The following is a 21,163-nucleotide window of genomic DNA, read 5'->3' as shown; positions in this document are numbered from 1 at the left end:
CGCAAAATATCACGCTGACCGTATCCTTTGGCAAGAAGGTAAAAAAAATGCAGAAAAACAGCAGGGTATGCCCCGGCATCCCCGCTGTTTGTAATCTTTTGCTGCTATCTGATTATATTCCAGGATTTCTACTTTTTTGCCGGCTCCTGAGGACCTGCGTGCTTATGCTCGGACAGGGGCATCACATGCATGTTTCCTCTCTGCTCATTCTCAGCCCAGAAAATGTCATCCGCCATCTTTGCCTCAGGATTGAACTCCACGCCCTCAAAGATATGCTTTACGAATTCCTTGTAGCCCACACGGTCAATGAGGTGGCCGCCGTGGAGATACTCCGGCTTGTAATCCAGGGCCCAGGCGGAAAACTTCTGCCAGTTGGCAAACATGCCCAGAATCACATCCTCTGTAACCCAGTTAAGGAACAGCTTGCCTGCCCTTGGGTTCTGCTTGCCCGTACGTCCTCCCAGGGTTACACGGTACAGTTTTTTATCTCCTCTGGTCCAGGCTCCGGTAGGACAAATCAGGGAACATTCGCCGCAGCCCACACAGCAACAGGTATCCTTGTCAATCTTTCCGTTCTGATTCAGGCTCAGCACGCCTGTGGCATGGTGCTTGCAGGCATCCACGCAGGAACCGCAGCCAATGCACCGGTCAATGTCATAGACCTGCTTGTTGATGCCCATGATGCCGAAATCATTAAAGTTGGCCTTGACACAGTCATTGGGACATCCTGCCACTGCCACCTTGATGTGGTAATGGGAAGGGAATACCAGACGCTCAATCTTCCTGGCCAGCTCGTATGTATTTGCATTGCCCTTGATGCAGTGGGCGTTTCCGATACAGGACATAACATTCCTGGCCCCGATGGTGGGATAACCGTAATCCGTCACATCCATGTCCACGCCGCACATTTCCACATCCACATCATGGATATATCCCTTAATGTATTTATTTACTTCCTCAATGTTTTCATATTTCACGCCCGGTATGTCAAATGTCTGTCTGGTACCCAGGTGGAAGGTGCCGTTTCCAAAGCGCTCGCACAGGTCCTGCACCAGCTTTAAGTGCTTTGCCTCTATCATGGCTCCCGGCACACGCATCTGCAGCATGAACTCTCCTGCCACCTTGGACTGTCTGAAACAGTTGATTCTTACCTTTTTTATATCAATATCATGATTCATTCCTTCGCCACCCCTCTCTTAGTCAACCAGATACTTGGCCTGGGTATAATTGAACACAGGTCCGTCCAGACAGACATACACCTCATCAATGCGGCAGTGTCCGCATTTGCCCACGGCGCATGACATCTTGCGCTCAAAGGACATCCATATCTTTTCCTCCGGAACGCCCTGTTTAAGTACTTCCAGGCCGGTAAACTTCATCATGGGCGGCGGTCCTACCACCACAACGCTGTAGTCCTCTCCAAAATCCCGGAAGGGAATCCCTGACACAAACTCTGTGACAAAACCTGTCTCCCATCCATCCTTGTGGTCTGTATCCAGAGCATAGGTGGTGGTGAACTTCTCTTTCCAGCGGTCCAAATCATTCTTGAAAATGATTCCGTCCTCGTTCTTGAATCCGCTGATAAGGTGCACGCTCTTCACAAAATCCTCCTGGTCCCAGAACATGTTTAACATGCTCTTTACAGGCGCCAGTCCGGTGCCGCCGGTAATGACAACCATATGCTTGCCCTGGAACTGTTCCACCGGCCATCCCTTGCCGTAGGCTCCTCTTAAGAAAAGAATGTCTCCCGGCTGCTTCTCAAATATCTCGTCCGTCACCTTACCCACGGAACGGATGGTAAAATCCATCCAGCCGTCTCCAAAGGAGCTGACGGATATGGGCGCTTCCCCTACCTTTGGAATGGAAAGCTGCAGGAACTGTCCATGGGAAGGCCGGATATCCGTTTCCACCCTGAATGTATATTCATGAAGGCTCTCCCGCCTTACCTCGCGTATCTTACATGCCACTGGCTTCACTATATTATTCATGACTGCATCCCCTCTCCTATGCCTGCTTTCCAGCTTTTATTTCCTCAATGGCATCCGCCATCTTGTTCACTGTGGCCACGATGGATATGTACTCCGGACACCGGTCCATACACCGTCCGCATCCCACGCACATATGGTAGTCCTTGAACCTGGCCTTGTAATCGTGGAATTTGTGGAGCACCTTATAGCGCATCCTGTCCCCGGCCCTGTTCCTGAAGCTCATGCCGCCGGCCATGTCGGTAAAATCCTTTACCTGGCAGGAGGCGGAAGTTCTCTTGCGCTCCCCTACATTGTGGTTCTCATTGTATATGATATCCGTTGTGGTGAAACAGGTGCAGGTACTGCAGGCAACGGTGCAGGCGCCGCAGGAGATGCAGCGGCCGTCAAACTGCCTCCACATGGAATGTTCCTTAAGCTTTGTCAATACCTCCTTATCCGGAATCTCCGGCACGGTAAGGGTCAGCTCATTTTTTTCCACAAACCGGGGTTCATAAGGACATTCTTCCATGCCCTCAAAATAAGAGGCAAATGCATCATCCTTTACCTGGAATTCCAGTCCGTCTTCCCCAAAGCGGACTGCCATGGAATAATCATCGGTCCTGTTGGTTCCCATGCTGACGCAGAAACAGGTATCCCAGCCTTCGCCGCACTCCATCATCACAATCTTGACCTTTTCGTTCATACGCTTATAATATATATCCTCGTAACCGCCGTTGGTCAGATAAATCTTCTCCTGATGGTGCTGTGCATGGATGTCGCAGGGCCGCATAAAAATAAGCAGCTTCTTGGAAGTCGCCTTGCTTTCAATGAATTCATCCTCTGTGAAATAGAACAGGGACTGGGTAATGGGGCTTAAAACCTCCTTGGCCGGAAAATCCGATTTTTCCCTGTACTCAATTTCCTCTGCCCGGTCCACCCTGGCGTACTTAATCAGGTCTGTGTCGGAATACCTGCCCTTACCCACAAAACGTTTTGGCGCCCATATCTCATACTCTTCCTGAAGCTTTGCAAACATCCTGTCGGCATCCTTCAAATCCATTCTGTATCCCATGAAATGCCTCCTCCTTTATTCTTTTATCCCTTATATATACTCTATATTAAAAGGCTCATGTTATTATTATAACAACCCCCAAAAATAAAGTATAATTATATATTGTGATGGTCTAATAATAAAATTTTATCATTAAGGCATATTCCTGCCATTGGGTGTACAGGCAAACAGCAGCCATGGGAATCATCCCCGATGGCTGCTGCCTTTACGTTCTGTCAGTCTGTTCTCTTATCGCATATTACAAGTCAAAAATCTCAAAATCATCATCCTGTCCTTCCGGTTCTGCAGACTGCTGCTCTGCTTCCCTTCTGACAGCCGGCCGTTCCTGCTTCACAGGGGGCTTCTGCCTGGATGCCGGCGCCTGGGACGGCGTATGAGCCGGCGCCTGGGCTGGTGTCTGGACCGGTGCAAAGGCTGCCTGTGCCGGCCTTACCGGCTTCTTCACCGGAATCTCCAGCTGAGGCTCTTCTTCAGGCTCGTATGCATCTTCATCCTCATCATAGATGTCCTGGTCCCCGTCCTCAGGCAGGTAATCGTCCTCAGGAAGGTCCCTGTAATCCTCATCGTCATCGTAGACAGAATCATCCTCATATTCCCGGGATTCATCGTACTCGCCAGAGTCCTGGTATTCCTCCCCGGCATAATCCTCATATGCCTCTGAATCCTCCGGAAGTTCAGGCTCCTCCGCATGTTCCTTCCTGCTGTTTCTGCCCCGGCTGCCCCGCGGTCCGTCCTTCTTGCCGCCAGTCTCTTCCCGGCTGCCGCCCTTTTTGCCGGAACCCTTGGTAAATACAACCACCAGAAGGATGACCAGCAGAATGACAGCAATGACAATGGTCACAATCAGCAGTATCTTAAGGAGACTGTAATCATCATAAATCTTGTCGTATGTAAGGGCCAGCTCATCATACACTTCCTTGGTCACGGAACCGCTGATGGCCGGGTCCTCAAAGTAACGCTGGATGGTCCTCTCATCATCCTTCATGTCATAACGGTAGAAGCCCTTTTCTCCGGCCTCGTTCATGCCGTACACAACACAGTACTGGTGCTCTGCCTCAGAACCCCATACCCAGCCCTGAACCTTGTGGCCGTCGATGTTGATGGTGCTCTCCTTGAAGCCTTCCGGAACCTTCACCTCCGGGTCGGGAGGAAGAATGGTGATGACGCGTTCAGCAATCCGCATCCGTACCTGGGAAGAAGCATCGCCGTCCGCTGCACTGGCGCCGCCCTCTGCCTTGGTCACCACAATGACGTATTCCTTGATGGTCTCCCCATCCTGGGCCGTCACACGGCAGGTCACGCGGTTCTCGCCCATCTGCAGGCCTTCGTTTCCGCTGACCACCTTGGTAGCGTTGTCGTCGGTACAGTCCGCGCTGACAATAACCTTATCCACATCCGTGCCAACGGTCACCGCATAGGTGTCCACATCCGGCGAAAATGCCGGTGTCAGGCTTCCGGGTGAAATCTGGAGGGATTTAAGGGTTGCATCCTTGGAAGCTGACTGGAGGGCGCTGATTGTCACAGTGGAGCTCCCCTGCTGGTTTACCGTCACTATCTGCGAGCTGGTATCATAAATCTCCTGGCTGGTAACCTCAATCTTGCTGGTCCCGGCTGCTATGGCATTGAAATTAAGGGTAAATGCAAGGGTACCCGTATTGGGCGTACCTGCATCACCGTGAACCCGGACAGCTCCCGCGCCTCCGTCCGCATTGGTGCCGTCCACAAATTCCAGTATGTTGGAATCATAGGAAAGCATCACATCCGCATTGGCCAGGTTATCGCTGCTGGTTATCTTCATATTCACCTTTACCTTGCCCCCAACTGTTGCCGAGGGGTCGGAAAAGGCGATTCTCGCATTTGCTGCAAAGGCCGTCATCATCTGTGCCGGCATCATGACTGTCATCAAGCACGCCATTGCCAGAACAGCAGCCGCATGTCTCATCCGTCTAATCATTATTATTTCCCACTTTCTGATTATAATGTCTTCCCTTTATCAGGACTGCACTTCTACAATGGTAACATTGCTTCCACCTGGTCCGCTGCCGCTTCCGGAAGAACTGCCCGGTCCGCCCGAACCGCCTGGTCCGCCTCCGCTGCCGGAACTGCCGCTGCCTGAGCTGCCGTCCGGACTGACCGTACCGCCGGAACTGCCGCCGCCATATACGGGCGAGCCTGCGCTTCCCTGGGTGGGTCCGCCGTCCTGCTTCACCACATGGATGGTATAGGTCCTTACGCTTCCGTTCTGGGCCGTCACAGCAATGGAAATGTCATTTCCGCCATTCTGCAGGGAGACATTGCCTGCGCCGTCCACACGTGCATTGGAATCCGATGCATATGCGCTGACTGTAATATTGGACACAGAAGAATCCACAATCAGATTATATTCCTGGGTATCCCTGTTAAAGCTTGGCGTCAGATTGAAGCCGTCCACTCCAAGTCCGGACAGCTTGTTGTTGGGGCTGCCGTCTCCGGTTGGCGCCACGCAGGGCTGCTCAGGCATGTTGTTGAATACAGGTATATGGAACTCCAGAGCCGTCTTTTTCAAATCAGACGTATAAGCCTGGGACAGCTTGGCCGCCTCCGAGGCAGCTCCCTGGATATTGCTCATATACTGGTGCTTATAAAGGTTTGACCCCTGGACATTGAATTTCTTCAGATAAAATGTATTCTGCCCAGCTTTCACATAATTATCCCCATAGTTCTGGGCGCCGCCCCGGATGGCCTTTTCCACCGTGTTCCAGGGCCGTCCGTAGGAACCGGACTGGGACGCAAACCTGAGTCCCATCTCAATGGCGGACACTGCGCCGGACTGGTATGCCTCCACATTAAAGAAGTTATAGTATCCCTCATAACCGGAATAGGAACCGGAGATAAGAGGGCTTGTACCATTATTGCCCTGCTCCTGAAGAATCATGGCCGCCAGCACATAAGGGCTTACCCCTGACTGACCGGCCGCCCCCATGATGATGTCTGCATAGGGAGCTGCCGCACCTGTGGAGCCGCCTCCCGGCGATGTGCCGGTCTGGTCCACCACATTATCGGACCCCGGCGAGGCCACAGGGCCGCTGGAAGAGCTGCCGCCGCTCTGTCCGGAGGGCGAGGGACCATTGGTGCTGCCGGAGCTGTCCTGTCCCGGAGCCACCAGGCTTACGCTGGTAGCCACCACATTGCGCTCCCTGCGCTCAATGGATGCGTGAGGCGGCTCCAGGCTCACTTCACCGCCGCTCCCCGAAGGACTGCTTCCCCCTGAGGAACTGCTTTCGGAGGAACCGCTTCCTCCCGGAGAGACGGCTGCCGCCCCTGAGCCGCCGGAGGAACCGGAGACTCCCGGTCCATGCTGTGTATCCTCATAGGTACTGCTGCGGCCAGGCCCTTTGGAGGAACCTGAGGAGCCGCCCGATGAACCGGAACTGCCTGACCCGGGTCCTTCCGAGGAAGCCCCTGGTCCGCTGGAAAAATCACTTCCCCCTGTTCCCGTGGAATTCGTTGTCCCTGACAGGAAGGAGCCGGATATAAGACTGTTCAGTCCTTCCTTTGTCTGGGTATTTGCATCATATTCATGGTTGAGGAACTGGAACACATAGGTCTCATCCAGAAAGTTCCTGGGGTCCATGTAATACCTTATAATATCCTCGGAAGCAGCCACCCAGTTGCTGCCGTCAAATCCTGTCCAGGTGCTGTTGTCCCAGTTATAGGCTCCGTTGGCAACCGATTTCCAGGAAGAAACACTGCCTGTGGCCACAAGGTTGCGCCCCAGCACAGACTCATTTTCAATGACCGTGTTCCAGTCCAGGCCTGTGTTCTTGGCCTTGAATACCCAATTAGGGTACTGGGCGTGAAGCTGCCTGAGCCCGTTCTTATAACTCTCCGGAAATCCCTGTGAGGTGAGATATGCTTCAAAATTAGAATCCGTGGTATAGGCCACCGGAAGCCTGATGTAAAGTGACGAGACATAGCCGGTGTTCACGGCACCGCCTGTGCCTGTGTATTGAATCTGATACCATGTATTGCCGTCTGTTCCGCGCTGCTCTCCGATAACGGTAACCGCTGCTCCCGCCGCAAGCCTGCCCACCGAGGAATAACCGGTGCCGGCCCCGCTGCGTACATTCAAAGAGGTGGCCTTAACCGTGGCCGCCCCTGTATATGCATAGGAATCAAACATTTTAAAAGGCGCTGCCACAGATGCCGGAAGCTCAACTGCCAGCATCAGTCCCAGCACAATCGCCAGGCCCCTTTTTAACTTTTTTCCCTTCATTATGTAAAAATCTCCTGTATCTTCATTCATATCCAGAATTCGTATGAATTTCTATTTTATGACATTAACCCTATTATAATGACAAAAGCGTTCATATGTCAACAAGAACGGCGGAAACTTCACATAATACAAAAATTTGTAAGAAAAGATTAAATAATGTGGCAAATCCTGGCATATTCTGCCCAAAGCCCCTTAAAACACCCTTCCCATCCTCTTATCCAAAGGTCTGTTTCCCCTTTCTGCCGTACCAGGGGCTGTTTGAAAATTCATTCCCGTCATCTGCATAGAAACAAATCCAGCACGCGGTCCGCGGCACGCCTCAGATTCAGCTTCTCCACGCCCTGCAATGCATAGACAGGGTACTTTCTTACCAGCACATCTCCCAGGTAATAATCCACGCTGCCCACCTGCTGCCCCTCCCTGACCGGAGCCATTAATATAGAAGGAACCTTCTTTTTTACCTGAACCTGTTCCCCCTCTCCCATCAGCAGTGTCAGATGCATATCATCCGGCTTAAGCATCATGGAAAGCTCCACCTGGTCCGTGGCGCCTTCTCCTTCCTTCCAGCACAGTCCTCCTGCCACTGGAACTCCTGCAAAGGTTTCCTCCCGGAACACATCCTTCATCTTAAAATGCTCCAATCCGTAATTATAGAGCTTTCTTGCATCCGACCATTTGTATGTCTTATGAGGCGGCCAACCGCAGCCCAGAAGAGCAATGACATAAGTCCTTCCCTGATTTTCCATGGCCCCCACATAGGAATAACCGGCGCCTCCGGTAAATCCAGTCTTTCCTGACAGCACTCCCTCCATCATAGTCAAAAACGCATTATGATTATTGCAGTTAAAGGAGCGCTTCCCCGCTGCATCCGTAAAATAGTGGTTCTGCGTCTGTGTTATCTTTAAAAATTCATCCTTGGCAGGCGACTCCGTCACACAATACCGCATAATCCTCGCCAAATCAGAGGCAGTGGTCGAATGGATGTGCTCCTTCCCCTGCTCATCCGTCTTCACCCCGTCCAGCCCGTTGGGCGTAATAAAATACGTATCCCGGCATTCCAGCCCGGCCGCCTTCTCATTCATCATGGAAGCAAATCCCTCCACGCTGCCCCCTATGTGCTCCGCTATCATCACAGCCGCATCATTGTAGGATTCCAGCATCAGGGCATACAAAAGGTCCTCCAGCCTGTACTCCTCCCCTTCCCGCACCCCCAGATGCACCTTGGGCTGGGAAGCCGCATTGGAAGACGCCTTCACCGTCTCCTCCCCCTTCCCTGCCTCCAGCGCCAGGATGCAGGTCATAATTTTCGTGGTGCTGGCCATGGGCCGGATGATATCCCGTCCCTTCCCATACAGTATCCTGCCGGTATCTCCATCCATAAGCACAGCCGACTGGGCATACAGCTTCAGGAAATCCCCTTCCCCCGCCGTCTCCCCGGCCCCTGCGGCGCCCGCTGTTCCCTTCACCGCCGCAGCCTCCTTCAGTCCGTCCCCCTGCACCCGGACCTCCCGCACCTGGGCTCCCAGCGTCTGCACCTGCTGTTCCCGGGCCTCCCATTCCTGACCCTCCTGCACTTCTTCCCGCACAGGTACCGCTGCCCAACTGTCTGCCGCCGCATATATCTGCGTACAGGCCAGTGAAATAATCAAAATTACCGAAAAAATCCAATGCTTCATAAGCGACGCCGCCTAGTTGGCTTTATTTTAATAGTATTCCTGATGGAAAATGAATATTACTGAGAAAATGGATTGAAAGGGTATGGTTGTGGGGTGCAACCAAACGCCAATCCTCCTCCCATCCCCATCCCCGTCCCCTCTCCCGCCCCATATCCCTCTTGCCCCCGAACACATATTCTGCTATGATATCTATAAACAAACTAAAACCTGAAAGGCCGGTGTTTTATGATGGGACAGGGAGAGCGTCTTATTTTTCATATTGATGTGAATTCAGCATTTTTGAGCTGGGAATGTGTGTACCGGCTATCCCAGGACCCGGAGGCCCTGGATTTGAGGACCATTGCTTCTGCGGTTGGCGGGGATGCCAAGTCGCGTCATGGAATTGTTCTGGCCAAGTCTCCTTTGGCCAGGAAGTATGGGGTCACCACCGGGGAACCCCTGGTCCAGGCCATGCGCAAGTGCCCGGAACTGGTGGTTGTTCCCTCCCGGTTTGATTTTTATATTAAGTGCTCCCGGCGCATGATGGAGCTTCTGGAACAATACACACCGGACCATGAAAGGTTCAGCATTGATGAGATTTTCCTGGATATGACCGGCACCATCCATCTCTTTGGCAGCCCCCTGAAGGTGGCCAATGAAATTCGGGAACGCATCAAAAAGGAACTGGGATTCACGGTAAATATCGGAATCTCCACCAACAAGCTTCTGGCCAAGATGGCCTCCGACTTTGAGAAACCGGATAAATGCCATACCCTGTTTCCCCAGGAGGTGCCTGATAAGATGTGGCCCCTGCCTATACGGGAATTGTTTTTTGTGGGAGGCGCTGCCCAGCGGAAGATGGAAAACCTGGGATTACATACCATCGGGCAGCTGGCCGGCTGCAACCTGGAGGTGCTTAAGTCCCATTTGGGAGAAAAATATGCAGTCCTCATCCACCAGTATGCCAATGGAATTGACCGGGACCCTGTGGCTGAAAAAGAGCCGGTAAATAAAGCATATGGAAACAGCATCACCCTTTCCAGGGATATATCCGACTATGAAAGCGCCTGCCAGGTCCTGCTCTCCCTCTGTGAGACTGTGGGCGCCAGGCTGAGGGCGGACCATGTGCTGTGCAATAATGTCTGCGTGGAGCTGCGGGACTGGGAGTTCAGGAATCAGTCCCACCAGATGGCCATACCGGAACCAACGGACTCCACCTCTGTTATTTATGAGTATTCCTGCCGCCTGCTTAAAGAATCCTGGAACATGACGCCTCTGCGGCTTATGGGGGTGCGTGCCGGCAAGATTTCCGATGACGGGTTCTCACAGATGAGCCTCTTTGACGACCCAAGTCTCCAGAAGAAAAAGGATTTTGAAAAAGCTGTGGATGCCATACGCAGCAAATATGGAATTGACAGCGTAAAGCGGGCCAGCTTCCTGCGAAAGGATGCTATTGTGGACCATGCTGCCAGCAAGAAGAAGCATTTGAATTAATATCCTGCGCAAAAGGTGATGGGAGTATATCAGAAAAACAGAGTTGAGGAATGGACATGAGACGGAGAGTTATATGTTATACCATTGGAGAAGGGCAGAATGGAGTTGATATCGGACGGTTTTTAAGGGCAAGAGGATTTTCCCGCCGGCTGTTGGTGCGCATTAAGGCAGGTCGGGGGCTTTACGTGGAGGGAACCCCGGTGTACGCAGGTTACCGGCTTAAGACCGGGGAGACATTGGAGGTGACGCTGCCTGAAGAGGAGGATTCGGAGAACATTGTGCCGGTAAAGCTTCCTCTCTCCATTGTGTATGAGGATGAGGACATACTGGTCATCAATAAGGATGCGGGCGTGCCCATCCATCCTTCCCAGGGCCACCGCGACAATACCCTGGCCAATGCTGTTTCCTGGTATTTCCATGAAAGAGGGGAGCCATTTACTTACAGGGTCATCAACCGCCTGGACAGGGATACCACCGGCCTGCTGGTCCTGGCCAGACACATGCTCAGTGCCTGCATCTTATCAGAACAGATGATTGGAAGGCGAATCAGACGTGAGTACAGGGCCATTGTCCTTGGTCATGCCCCGGAGGAAGGTACCATTGACAGCCCCATCGCCAGGGTGGAGGGTTCTACCATTGAGCGCAGGGTGGACCCGGAGACAGGAGAAAGGGCTGTCACCCATTACCGTACCCTTCTTTATAACAAAGAAAGGGACCTGTCCCTGGTGAGTCTCAGCCTGGAAACAGGCAGGACACACCAGATACGGGTCCATATGAGGTCCATTGGACATCCCCTTCCCGGAGACTTCCTATATTGTCCGGATTACCGCTATATCAGCCGGCAGCCACTCCACTCTTATCGTCTGATGTTTGAACATCCCATTACAGGAGAATCCATGGATTTTACGGCCGGGCTGCCTGAGGATATGGAATGTCTCCTGCCGCCCGGCATGTGTCCGTAACATGTGATGCGGTTCTTAATTCCACCGGAGCCCCTTGGGATAGTGGTTTTTCATCATTCCGCCTGCACTCTTGGCCCAGCCCAGGCTGAAACCGCCGGTACAGACCAGCGTCCAGCCTTTCAGGCAACCCTCCGGCGCTCCTGCGTCCTCACTGAGGGTTTCGCCTTTCAGATACCGGATTACACTGTCTCCGCAGGGGGGCAGCTCCCAGGAGGATAGTACCTCCTCTTTTCTCAGCGCCAGCGCCAGTGCATGGGAGGGCTCAAAGCGGTTCTTTTTAAGTGTGCCCAGATGAAGGCCCGGGCGGAGAATCTTAAGCCCTTTTATATCCGGCATGTCGGCCGGCAGAAGATACAGCTGCTCACCGAACAGAACGTATTCTTTTCTTTCCAGGAACATTTCCGGCTCTGTCAGTGTGCTTCGTATGAATGGCCCATAATCCCTGAACACCTCCTTTCTCTTTCTGCTGTCCAGATACATCCTGTCCCGGTTTCCTGCTATTGCTCCATGGTCCGCCTCCCCATCCTTTTTTAAGACAGCCATAAAATGGCCCTCTCCCTCCAGAATGTGGGGCATAATGCGCATGGTCTTCTCCAGCCCCCAGCCATCTGCCTCCGGTCCTGCCCACCAGGGCTTTCCCCCGGTAAAGCCGGGATAAGCAGACACCTGTTCCACGCGGAATTCGGGGTGGCGTTTCAGGAAGGCCAGAACCGTTCCCTCATTCTCCTCCGGGGCAAAGGTACAGGTGGAATACACCATCCTGCCTCCAAAAGCCAGCATGGATGCCCCGTGGTCCAGTATTTCCCCCTGGCGGGCAGCGCACATCTTTACATGCTCCTCACTCCACTGGGCTCTGGCCTCTTCATCCTTGCGGAACATTCCTTCCCCTGAACAGGGGGCATCCACCACAATTTTATGGAAATAATGGTTAAATACCCTGGCCAGGCCGGATGCATCCTCATTGGACACCACCGCATTGCGCACTCCCATCCGTTCCATGTTCTGGGAGAGTATCCTGGCCCTGGCCGGGTGAATCTCATTGGACAGCAGGAATCCCCTGCCTCTCAGTCTGGAGGCAATGTGGCTGGACTTTCCTCCCGGCGCCGCGCACAAATCCAGTACGCGTTCTCCCGGTCTGGGGTCCAATAGCTCCACCACGGCCATGGCGCTGGGCTCCTGGATATAGTAGAGCCCCGCCTCATGGTAAGGATGCTTTCCGGGCCTGTTGTCCCCGGAATAATAATATCCTTCCTTCACCCATGGAATCCGCTGAAGGGTGAACCCTGTTTCCTGACTGACCCGCTGTGCCAATTCAGCTGCTCCGGCCTCTTCCCAGTTTTCCCCTGCGCCCTGAATCCCATCCGGAAACTTAAGACGGTTGAACCGCAGTCCCTGGACCCGCTCCTTGTCATAGCTGGCCGCAAAGGCAGGGTATTCATCTCCTAATAATTCTCTCATCCGTTCTTCAAACCGTATCGGTAAATCTGCCATACTTTCCTGTTTCCTATTCTTTATCAATATTATGCCTGCCCACGGCACATAAAATAAATGAGCTGCTGCATCCATGATACAGCAACCCACTTCATCCTTCAATCCTTTATTCTGAATTACAGTATTATCTTGTAATCGTCTCCGCCCTCACCGTTCACCACATAGTAGGCTGCGCCCTCATTTGCAACAATGTACAAATCAATGGTCTTAATCTCAACACCCCTGTGTGATTTCTTAAATGCCTTCACAGCCTGGTCCAGCACATCCTTTGCCACAAGGTCCTTGCCGTCAAACTGGAAATGTACGGCTGCCTTTGGCTCTGCTGCCTTTTTAGCGGATGTCTTTTTTACAGTCTCTTTTTTAGCTGCTGCTTTGGGAGCTGTCTCTTTCTTGGCCGTCTCCTTGGGAGCAGCCGCCTTCTTGACTGCTGTCTTAGCGGTTGTTGTCTTCTTAGCTGCTGTCTTTTTAGCCGGAGCTTTTACTTCCTTCTCAACAGGAGCTGCTTCTGCCTTCACCGGAACTGCTGCCTCTGCCTTTGCTTCTACTTTCTCCGGAACTGCTGGTTTTGCTTCTGTCTTGGCCTCTGCCGGCTTAACTGCCTCCGCTGCCGCCTTTACATTTGCCTTAACATCTTTCTTTTCTACCATAGTCCATATCCTCCCTAATTTTGAATAATGGCTGTACGAGTAATCCCTAGATGCATTAAGGGCATTATAAAATGGTTTTTTCCATTTGTCAATAAATTCACTTGAAAAATCGACTGTCTCCTGCAAAAAACCTCACAGCTTGACCCATTCTTAATGCGTTCCGTCAGCTGACGCCCGGCCCGGCTGATGAGCCGGACTGTGGTGTCTGAAAGGCCGGTCCGTACCCTTCTGTGGTTCCGGGTGACGGCTGCGGCTCTGCCGGCGCTGCGGTTGTCTGGTCTGCAGGCTGTATGATAACCTGAGGCTGTGATGGCTGCGGCGCTGTCTCCGGCGGTACTGCCTGGGATGGCAGTGTCCCCTCCGGAATATCCGGATTTTGGACCGGCGGTGCCTGGGTGGGCGCCGGCGCTGTCTGTGCCGGTACCGGCTGCGCAGCCGCAGTCTCCTGAGGCGCCCTACCTGAAGACTGGCTGGATTTCCTGCTCTCTGTACCCGGAAGGTCATAGCAGATAACGGGCATCCCCGCATACACATTATCAAAAAGCTCTTTGGCCTTGTCGTAGGGCATGTTCACACAGCCATGGGACCCGCCGCTCTTATAAATGGAACCGCCAAAGCTGGACCTCCAGCTGGCGTCATGGAAACCAATACCTCCGTTAAAGGGCATCCAGAATTTAACCGGGCTGGCATATCCCTCCCCTTTCAGCACAGCGTCCCTTTGTTTGTATGTAATGGAGAAAATTCCCGGAGGCGTGGTATGTCCTCTGGAAACATTGCCGGAGACAAAATCTGACTCCAGCACCTTCTCACCATCCTTGTAAAAAATCAGATGCTGGGCCGTCAGGTTCACCTCCGCATAGGTGCCGCCATAATCCGGCCCGTCGTGGCTTGCGGCTGTCTGCAAATAGACCGGCTCCCTGGTAACATTTTCCCCTGTTTCCAGAATCCCAAGCAACTCCTTTGTCTCCTGGGACTGGTTGATTCTCCACCCGTAAAAACCGGACACCTCCACGCTCTGTCCGTAGCTGGTGGCAAAGGAGCGCTTTGTGTATGCTGTGTTATACCTGGTGCCCAGGCTCTTTACATAGGCTGCCGCCTGGTCCGGGTCAATGGATACCTGTTCCCCGTCAGCCACCAGCCATTGATGTATCTCATCCCCGTCCAGCACTTCTGTCTTGCTGCCGAAGGTATAGGTCACAGTCATATTTACATAGCGGTTCCTGGCATCTCTGGCAGCTGCCAGGGAGGAATTATCACTGCGGATGGACGGGGCCTTGTAACACCCCAGGGCATCCAGGTCCAATTCCGGGGCAAGACTGGATATGGCCTGCTCCGCCTGTTCCCTGACTTTCCCCATATCCAGGGTGGTTCCCTCTGTCTCCGGCACAATGGAATACCCCTGTCCCCTGACATAGTCGGACAGGTAAGCGTCCGAGGGCGGGACAGCCCGGCTGCTGTCAAAACAGGACAGTCCCTCCAGTGTCTGCCCCAGTGCATCGTCATCGTAGGCAATCATGGTCCGTATATCATAGGATGGTCCCTTAAGCAGGTATCTGGGCCAGCGGAAGGGATTCTGCTGGCGTATGATTTCCTCCAGGCTTCCGTCAAACACAGTATGAAGGCCGATTTCATCCCCGGTTATAATCTCATGTTCCTCCCCCCGGAGCCTGAGCACAAGCCCGTACCCGTTTACACCGGAGGCCATAAGTCCCTTCACATCCTCCACGGTCTTCCCTGATACGTCCATTCCGTTGATGACTGTATGGGGAAAGTATGTATTCCGGTATCCCAGGGCTTTGTATACATAGACTCCCATCAGCACAATACCGGCCATTAACAGAACCATGGCCCCTGCCTTCCAGCTCAGGATTTTAGGAAGGGGGCTGTTCCCCTGTACATCCGGGTTTCTTGTTTCCCGGTCCCCGGCTTCCCATCCTTCCTGTGCCTTGTTATCCTTCTCCTGGTCCGTCTGTGCCTTGTTATCCTTCTCCCGGTCTGCCTGGGCCTTACCCTCCTGCTGCCTGCGTTCCTGTGCCCTGCTCTCTGCCAGCTCCTTCTGGCGCTGCCTGAAAGCCTCCCTGCTGCGGCTGCGGCGGGGACGGCTTTCCCCGCTGCGGGCAGGTATGGATTCCACCTTGTTTTTATCTTCCCTCATGCACCTTTACCTTTCTATGTCTTCTAACAGTCTCATCACCTGGCTCTCCCCATATACTTCAATCCCATGTTCCTTCAGACATGCGGCGCAGACACCGTCTCCGCCCTTAAGCGTGCCGGTAAATGTGCCGTCATAAACCTGCCCGCTTCCGCAGGAAGGACTTCTCTCCTTTAAAATGGCTGCCTGACAGCCGTACAGCCGGGCCAGCTTAAGTACTTCCCCGGCGCCTTTTTCATACGCTGCCGTGACATCCGCTCCATCCCTTGTGATGACTCCGTCTCCCACCCGCTCCGCCGGTGTCCTGGGCGTGGCCAGACCGCCCATGATTTCCGGACAGACTGGTATCAGATGGTGTCTGCTTAACAGCTCCTCTGCCTGGGAAATCAGTACGCCGCGGCCGTCATATCTGCATTCCACTCCCAGCAAACAGGCGCTTACCAGTATATTCATATTCTTCATCCTTCCATTTATGTATGTTTCTGTCTGACAGCCCGCAAACCGTCCTGTTAAAACAGTCTCCGGTTGTCCTTCAGCACCTTCCCGCTCAGCAGGATAAATGTTGTGGATGCGGCTGCACAGGCCATGATGTCCGATATGGGCTCAGCATAGAACACAGCCTCCACACCAAAATAACGGGGCAGCAAAAGCATGCCCAGGAAATAGACCGACTTTCTGAACATGGACAGGCTGATGGCCACCTTTGCGATTCCCATGCCTGTAAAACCGTCCACCACCGTATATTCCACTGCCAGCGGAATGATACACAGGGTAAAAATCCGGATTGCCCATTCCGTAACCTGGACATAGGACATTTCCCTTGTAAATATCCTGACAAAATACCCGGGGCCTGCCTGGGCAATGATGAACATGACCGTTGTAAATGCAATGGACAATAGCAGCACATGCTTCTCTGCCTTCCGTATACGGTCAGGGCGGCCTGCACCATAATTATAACCCATGACCGTCTGTGTTCCACCGGTAATTCCTCCCAGCGGCATAGTAATAATCAGCATGAAGCTCTGCACAATGGTATTGCAGGTGAGAAGCATGTCGCTTCTCTCAGGTCCCCCATAGCTGCTTATTATCATGTTCATGACAATGATGAGCAGGCTGTCCGAGGCAATAATCAGGAATGGGGACAGGCCAACTAACAGCACCTGCTTCATGGTCTTCCACCGGTATCCCCCAAAGGTAATCCGCACCAAAGGCCGCTTACCAAACAGGAACAGCAGCACATAAATGCAGGACGCCATCTGTGACAGCACGGTTGCAATGGCTGCTCCCCGGACCCCCATATTCATCACAAAGATAAACACCGGGTCCAGAACAATATTGCTGACAGCTCCCAGCACCACGGATTTCATACCCACCGTAGCAAATCCCTGGCATATGATAAACTGGTTCATGCCCGCGGAAATGAGGGCAAATGCAGTGCCTGTCAGATACCAGCTCATATACTGGTTTGCATAGGGAAATATGGCAGGACCTGCGCCGAAAAACACCAGAAGCTGGTCCTTGAACAAATAGGACACTGTCATGATGATAAGGGCCATGCCTGTCAAAAGGGCAAAGCAGTTGGCCACCATCTGGGTGGCAGCCCTCTCATTCTTCTGTCCCAGACGAATACTCATGAGAGGCGCTCCTCCCACTCCAATCCAGCTGGCAAAGGATGATATAAGGGTGACCACAGGACCGCATATTCCCACGCCGGCCAGGGCCAGGGCGCCCACCTCCGGAATATTTCCAATGTACATACGGTCCACAATGCTGTACATCACATTCACAAATTGAGCCAGCATGGAAGGAAATGCCAGCCTCCACACCAGCCCTCTGACTTTATCTGTATCCAGATTATTCTCCACTTTCAACTCCGTCTTCTCCTGATTACATTTTATTCCTTATTTACCTCAACAGCCGGCTGTCATACCTCTTTATGCCGGAATCGTTCGATATCCTTGACAAGGATACACACGCTGTCCGTGATACCCATAAATGCACCGTAATGGTACAGGTTCACAAACAGCAGGCCTATGGGCACGGCCAGAATCATTCCCGCGATTCCGTCCGCCTTAAATCCCAGATACAGCAAAAACAGCGTGATAAGGGGGGGCAGGCCCATACTGTCTCCCACCAGCTTCGGCTGTACAATCTGTCTGGTTACCTGGGTTAATACGTATATAAGCAGCAGCCCTGCCGCAAAGGCGTACTCGCCTCCCAGAAGCTTGATAAGCCCCCACGGAAGAAGGGCTGTTCCTGTTCCAAACACAGGCAGGAAATCCAGGAAAGCAATGAGAAAAGCCCACAAGGGACCGTATCCCACTCCCAAAACTAAAAATCCAACCGTGAGAATCAGCCACACCACTGCCATGATTTTAAACTGGGCCATAAAATAGCTCCCTATAAGATGGCGCACCTCACCCTTCAGATACAGCCCGTAGTGGCCTGCCCATTGGGGCGTATGGGCTTTTATAACTGCCAGGATGCGGTCCCTGTCCACGATAAAGAAGTACGCAGACAGGATGGTGACCACGGTATAGACCAGGATAGCCGGAAGGCTTTTCGCCACAGTCCCGGCCGCCTCCACGGTGGGGGATGCAATCTTCTCCACAACCGTTCCCATATAGCTTCCCAGATTATTACCGAACTGGGCCCAGCTCTGCTGTATGCTGTCAGGCATAAAATCAAACAGGTGCTCCAGCTGTTCCATGCTGCGGGCCACATCCCCTTCAATACCGGCATAGAGCCCGGGAAGGTCCATTATGAACTGGCGCAGCAGGACAAAGGTTCTTGACACCAGAAGATATAAAAGTCCGATGACAAGGGCCAGGGCCGCCGCCACAATGACAATGGAGCTGTGCCTGCGCACCAGCCTCATCCGGCGCTCCAGGAAACGAACCAGGGGATTGGCTATCATTGCTATCACCCAGCCTATGACAAATGGCATGAAAAACTTCAAAAGCCTTGGTCCCAGCAGGCAGATTAAAAGCCAGCCCGTCAACGGGATTACTATATTAAGTATAAGACGAAGATAATGCTTCCAGCCTGTTTCTTCCATCATATCCATCTCTCCTGCCTGCACACAGCCTTTATTCAGAATCCTCTGTTTCCTTCCACTCCCTCAGATACTGCTCCAGGAACCGAAACAGGGCATCCATCTCCTGGTCCGTGCCAATGCTGACGCGCAGGCTGTTGTCCAGCCTGGGCGCATTGAAATAGCGCACGTAAATCCTCTCCCTTTTCAGCGCGTCGAACATGGCCCTGGCCGGAACACGCGCATGGGTAACCAGGATGAAATTCGTCATGGAATCCGGGAAGGTGAATCCAAGCTCTGCAAACCGTTTCTTGGAGCGCTCCCTGGTAGCTATGATTTTTGCCTTTGCCGCCTCAAAATATGCCCTGTCTTTTACGGCCTGGACACCTGCAATCTGGGACGGCAGGTTCATGGTATAGGAGTTATAGGAATATTTTACATCATTCAGCGCTTTAATCAATACAGGGTTTCCCAGGGCAAAGCCGATGCGCACCCCTGCCATGGAACGGGACTTGCTGAAGGTCTGGACCACCAGCAGGTTATCATACCTGGGCAGAAGCTCTCTGGCGGAGGGGCCTGCAAAGTCGATGTATGCCTCATCCACCATAACAATCACATCCTGGTTGGCCTTTACGATTTCCTCCACCTGGTCCAGGGGCATGTAGATGCCGGTAGGCGCATTGGGGTTTGGGAATATGATTCCCCCATTTTCCCCTTTATAATCCTCAGGAAGGATGGCCAGGTTCCCGTCTAACGCCGGTGTCTCATAAGGAATCCGGTACAGGTCAGCCCATACCTTGTAAAAGGAGTAGGTGATATCCGGAAACAGCACCGGCTTTTTGGAGTTAAAAAAGGTCAGGAAGGACATGGCTATGACATCGTCAGAGCCAACCCCCACAAACACCTGGTCCTGCCCCACTCCGTAAAATTCCGCCAGGGCTTTCACAAGCTCTGCCGAGGACGGGTCGGGATATTTGCGCAGCCGGTCCGCATCCATCTCCTTTAAAGCCTTTTCCACGCCCGGTGCAGGCGGGTATGGATTTTCATTGGTATTCAGTTTTATCAGTTTATCGCCTGCCGGCTGGTCCCCGGGTACATAGGGAACCACCTGGCGTATGTTCATTTCCCATGGTTTCATGTCTGCTTTCCTCCTGAATTCTGACTCACTGCCGCTTCACGGCCCAGGTCCCTATGCCTGCTTCCCGAGTCCGTAATCTGCGGCCACCTTTGCAAAGGCGGGAAGGGAACGCTCAATCTGCTCATAGGACACGCAGTAGGAAATGCGCACATAGCCGGGGCATGCAAAGGAGGTGCCCGGAACAACCAGTACATTGTACTTCTTACAGTTCTCACAGAATTTCTTTTCATCGGCCTCCGGAGACTTGACAAAAAGGTAAAAAGCGCCCTGGGGCTTGATGCACTGGAATCCCAGGTCCTTAAGCCCGTTGTAGAGCAGGTTCCTGTTCCTGTCATATGCCTCCAGGTTTACCTGGGCGTCCAGGCAGCGCATGACAACCCTCTGCATCAGGGACGGGGCGTTGACGCAGCCCAGCACCCGGTTTGCAATGGTGGCTGCATTGAACACTTCCTCACTGTCCTTTAAGGCATTGGGAATCACCAGATAACCGATACGCTCTCCCGGCAGGGACAGGGACTTGCTGTAGGAGTAGCAGATAACGGTGTTGTCATAGACATTGGTCACGTAGGGCACTTCCACGCCGTCGTAGGCCAGTTCCCTGTAGGGCTCGTCGGACAGCAGCACGATGTCTGTGCCAAATTCCTTTTCCTTGGCCCGCATGATATCGGCCATCTTTGTAAGGGTTTCCAGGGAATACACCACGCCGGTAGGGTTGTTGGGGGTATTGATGATGACAGCCTTGGTCCTTGCGTTTATCTTCTGCTCAAATTCTGCCAGATTAGGCTCAAAATCCCTTGTATCCGGTGAAATGACCACCAGGTTTCCATCGTAATTGCGGACATAATTTCCATACTCCACAAAATAAGGTGCAAAGGCAATGACTTCATCCCCCGGATTCAGCAATGTCTTCAAAATCACATTCAGGCCGCTGGCAGCCCCCACGGTCATCAGGATGTTATTCCGGCAAAAGCTGGTGCCGAAACGTTTATTCAGTGATTCGGCCACGGCCTGTCTCACGTCCTCGTAGCCAGCATTGCTCATATAACCATGGACAAAGGTGGACTCTTCTTCCTTCAGGATATCACAGATTGCCTGGTTCACCTCTGCCGGGGCCGGCACATTGGGGTTGCCCAGACTGAAATCGTACACATTCTCCGCTCCGTGGATGGCAGCCAGACGCTTGCCCTCCTCAAACATGGCGCGGATGGCGGAATTGTTGTTGACTAATGGTTTCATTTTCTCTGATATCATACTTATGTCCTCTCTTTCTCCCTGATGGCGGACCTCACATTATTT

Annotated in this window: 16 protein-coding genes; 2 read left to right on the top strand and 14 right to left on the bottom strand. The window is 52.9% G+C overall.

Annotation, left to right across the window (positions count from 1 at the left end; genetic code table 11):
- Positions 1-128: 128 nt before the first annotated feature.
- From asrC to I2H39_RS11760, 6 genes are all read right to left on the bottom strand, one after another.
- Positions 129-1,178 (bottom strand): sulfite reductase subunit C, encoded by a 1,050-nt coding sequence (asrC, locus tag I2H39_RS11785; protein ID WP_138308646.1) that lies wholly within the window; start codon positions 1,176-1,178, stop codon positions 129-131.
- 18 nt (positions 1,179-1,196) lie between these two features.
- Entirely contained in the window at positions 1,197-1,988 is a 792-nt protein-coding gene (asrB, locus tag I2H39_RS11780; RefSeq protein WP_138308649.1) for an anaerobic sulfite reductase subunit AsrB, read from the bottom strand.
- 16 nt (positions 1,989-2,004) lie between these two features.
- On the bottom strand, positions 2,005-3,039 hold the full coding sequence (asrA, locus tag I2H39_RS11775) for an anaerobic sulfite reductase subunit AsrA (RefSeq protein WP_138308651.1): 1,035 nt from the start codon (positions 3,037-3,039) through the stop codon (positions 2,005-2,007).
- A gap of 238 nt (positions 3,040-3,277) precedes the next feature.
- Positions 3,278-4,993: a cadherin-like beta sandwich domain-containing protein gene (locus I2H39_RS11770; RefSeq protein ID WP_195626530.1), complete on the bottom strand. Its 1,716-nt coding sequence runs from the start codon at positions 4,991-4,993 to the stop codon at positions 3,278-3,280.
- Positions 4,994-5,032: 39 nt separating this feature from the next.
- Positions 5,033-7,294 carry an SH3 domain-containing protein gene (locus I2H39_RS11765; RefSeq protein ID WP_195626529.1) on the bottom strand — a complete coding sequence of 754 codons (2,262 nt, stop codon included), beginning with the start codon at positions 7,292-7,294 and terminating at the stop codon, positions 5,033-5,035.
- 275 nt (positions 7,295-7,569) lie between these two features.
- A complete protein-coding gene (locus tag I2H39_RS11760) occupies positions 7,570-8,970 on the bottom strand; it encodes a D-alanyl-D-alanine carboxypeptidase family protein (protein ID WP_227146331.1) in 1,401 nt (466 codons plus the stop codon).
- A gap of 228 nt (positions 8,971-9,198) precedes the next feature.
- On the opposite strand from I2H39_RS11760, the gene I2H39_RS11755 reads away from it, so the two are divergent.
- Both I2H39_RS11755 and I2H39_RS11750 read left to right on the top strand, forming a co-directional pair.
- Complete coding sequence (locus I2H39_RS11755) at positions 9,199-10,443, top strand: DNA polymerase IV (RefSeq protein ID WP_347708584.1); 1,245 nt, start codon at positions 9,199-9,201, stop codon at positions 10,441-10,443.
- A 56-nt stretch (positions 10,444-10,499) separates the two neighbouring features.
- Positions 10,500-11,405, top strand: coding sequence for an RluA family pseudouridine synthase (locus I2H39_RS11750; RefSeq protein WP_195626527.1), 906 nt, complete (start codon positions 10,500-10,502; stop codon positions 11,403-11,405).
- A 15-nt stretch (positions 11,406-11,420) separates the two neighbouring features.
- Here I2H39_RS11750 and I2H39_RS11745 read toward each other — a convergent pair whose 3' ends face one another.
- The 8 genes from I2H39_RS11745 to I2H39_RS11710 form a co-directional block, all read right to left on the bottom strand.
- The gene (locus tag I2H39_RS11745) at positions 11,421-12,896 is read right to left on the bottom strand and encodes an RsmF rRNA methyltransferase first C-terminal domain-containing protein (RefSeq protein WP_138308662.1); all 1,476 of its coding nucleotides are present in this window, start codon (positions 12,894-12,896) and stop codon (positions 11,421-11,423) included.
- A gap of 116 nt (positions 12,897-13,012) precedes the next feature.
- The gene (locus I2H39_RS11740) at positions 13,013-13,543 is read right to left on the bottom strand and encodes a DUF6465 family protein (RefSeq protein ID WP_195626526.1); all 531 of its coding nucleotides are present in this window, start codon (positions 13,541-13,543) and stop codon (positions 13,013-13,015) included.
- A gap of 163 nt (positions 13,544-13,706) precedes the next feature.
- Entirely contained in the window at positions 13,707-15,698 is a 1,992-nt protein-coding gene (locus I2H39_RS11735) for a L,D-transpeptidase family protein (RefSeq protein WP_138308666.1), read from the bottom strand.
- Between the two features lie 6 nt (positions 15,699-15,704).
- On the bottom strand, positions 15,705-16,148 hold the full coding sequence (locus I2H39_RS11730) for a DUF523 domain-containing protein (RefSeq protein ID WP_138308668.1): 444 nt from the start codon (positions 16,146-16,148) through the stop codon (positions 15,705-15,707).
- A gap of 56 nt (positions 16,149-16,204) precedes the next feature.
- Complete coding sequence (locus tag I2H39_RS11725; protein WP_330641153.1) at positions 16,205-17,560, bottom strand: MATE family efflux transporter; 1,356 nt, start codon at positions 17,558-17,560, stop codon at positions 16,205-16,207.
- A 59-nt stretch (positions 17,561-17,619) separates the two neighbouring features.
- Complete coding sequence (gene ytvI / locus I2H39_RS11720) at positions 17,620-18,756, bottom strand: sporulation integral membrane protein YtvI (protein ID WP_195626525.1); 1,137 nt, start codon at positions 18,754-18,756, stop codon at positions 17,620-17,622.
- A gap of 28 nt (positions 18,757-18,784) precedes the next feature.
- Positions 18,785-19,867, bottom strand: a complete 1,083-nt coding sequence (gene hisC, locus I2H39_RS11715) for a histidinol-phosphate transaminase (RefSeq protein ID WP_195626524.1) — start codon at positions 19,865-19,867, stop codon at positions 18,785-18,787.
- 51 nt (positions 19,868-19,918) lie between these two features.
- Entirely contained in the window at positions 19,919-21,118 is a 1,200-nt protein-coding gene (locus I2H39_RS11710) for a pyridoxal phosphate-dependent aminotransferase (protein WP_138308677.1), read from the bottom strand.
- Positions 21,119-21,163: the final 45 nt, after the last annotated feature.

Origin of the sequence: Clostridium sp. 1001283B150225_161107_B6, from assembly GCF_015556325.1 — a bacterium.
Classification (GTDB): domain Bacteria; phylum Bacillota; class Clostridia; order Lachnospirales; family Lachnospiraceae; genus Enterocloster.
The sequence above is the reverse complement of the archived record's forward strand: the minus strand, read 5'-3'. Positions and strand labels throughout refer to the sequence as shown.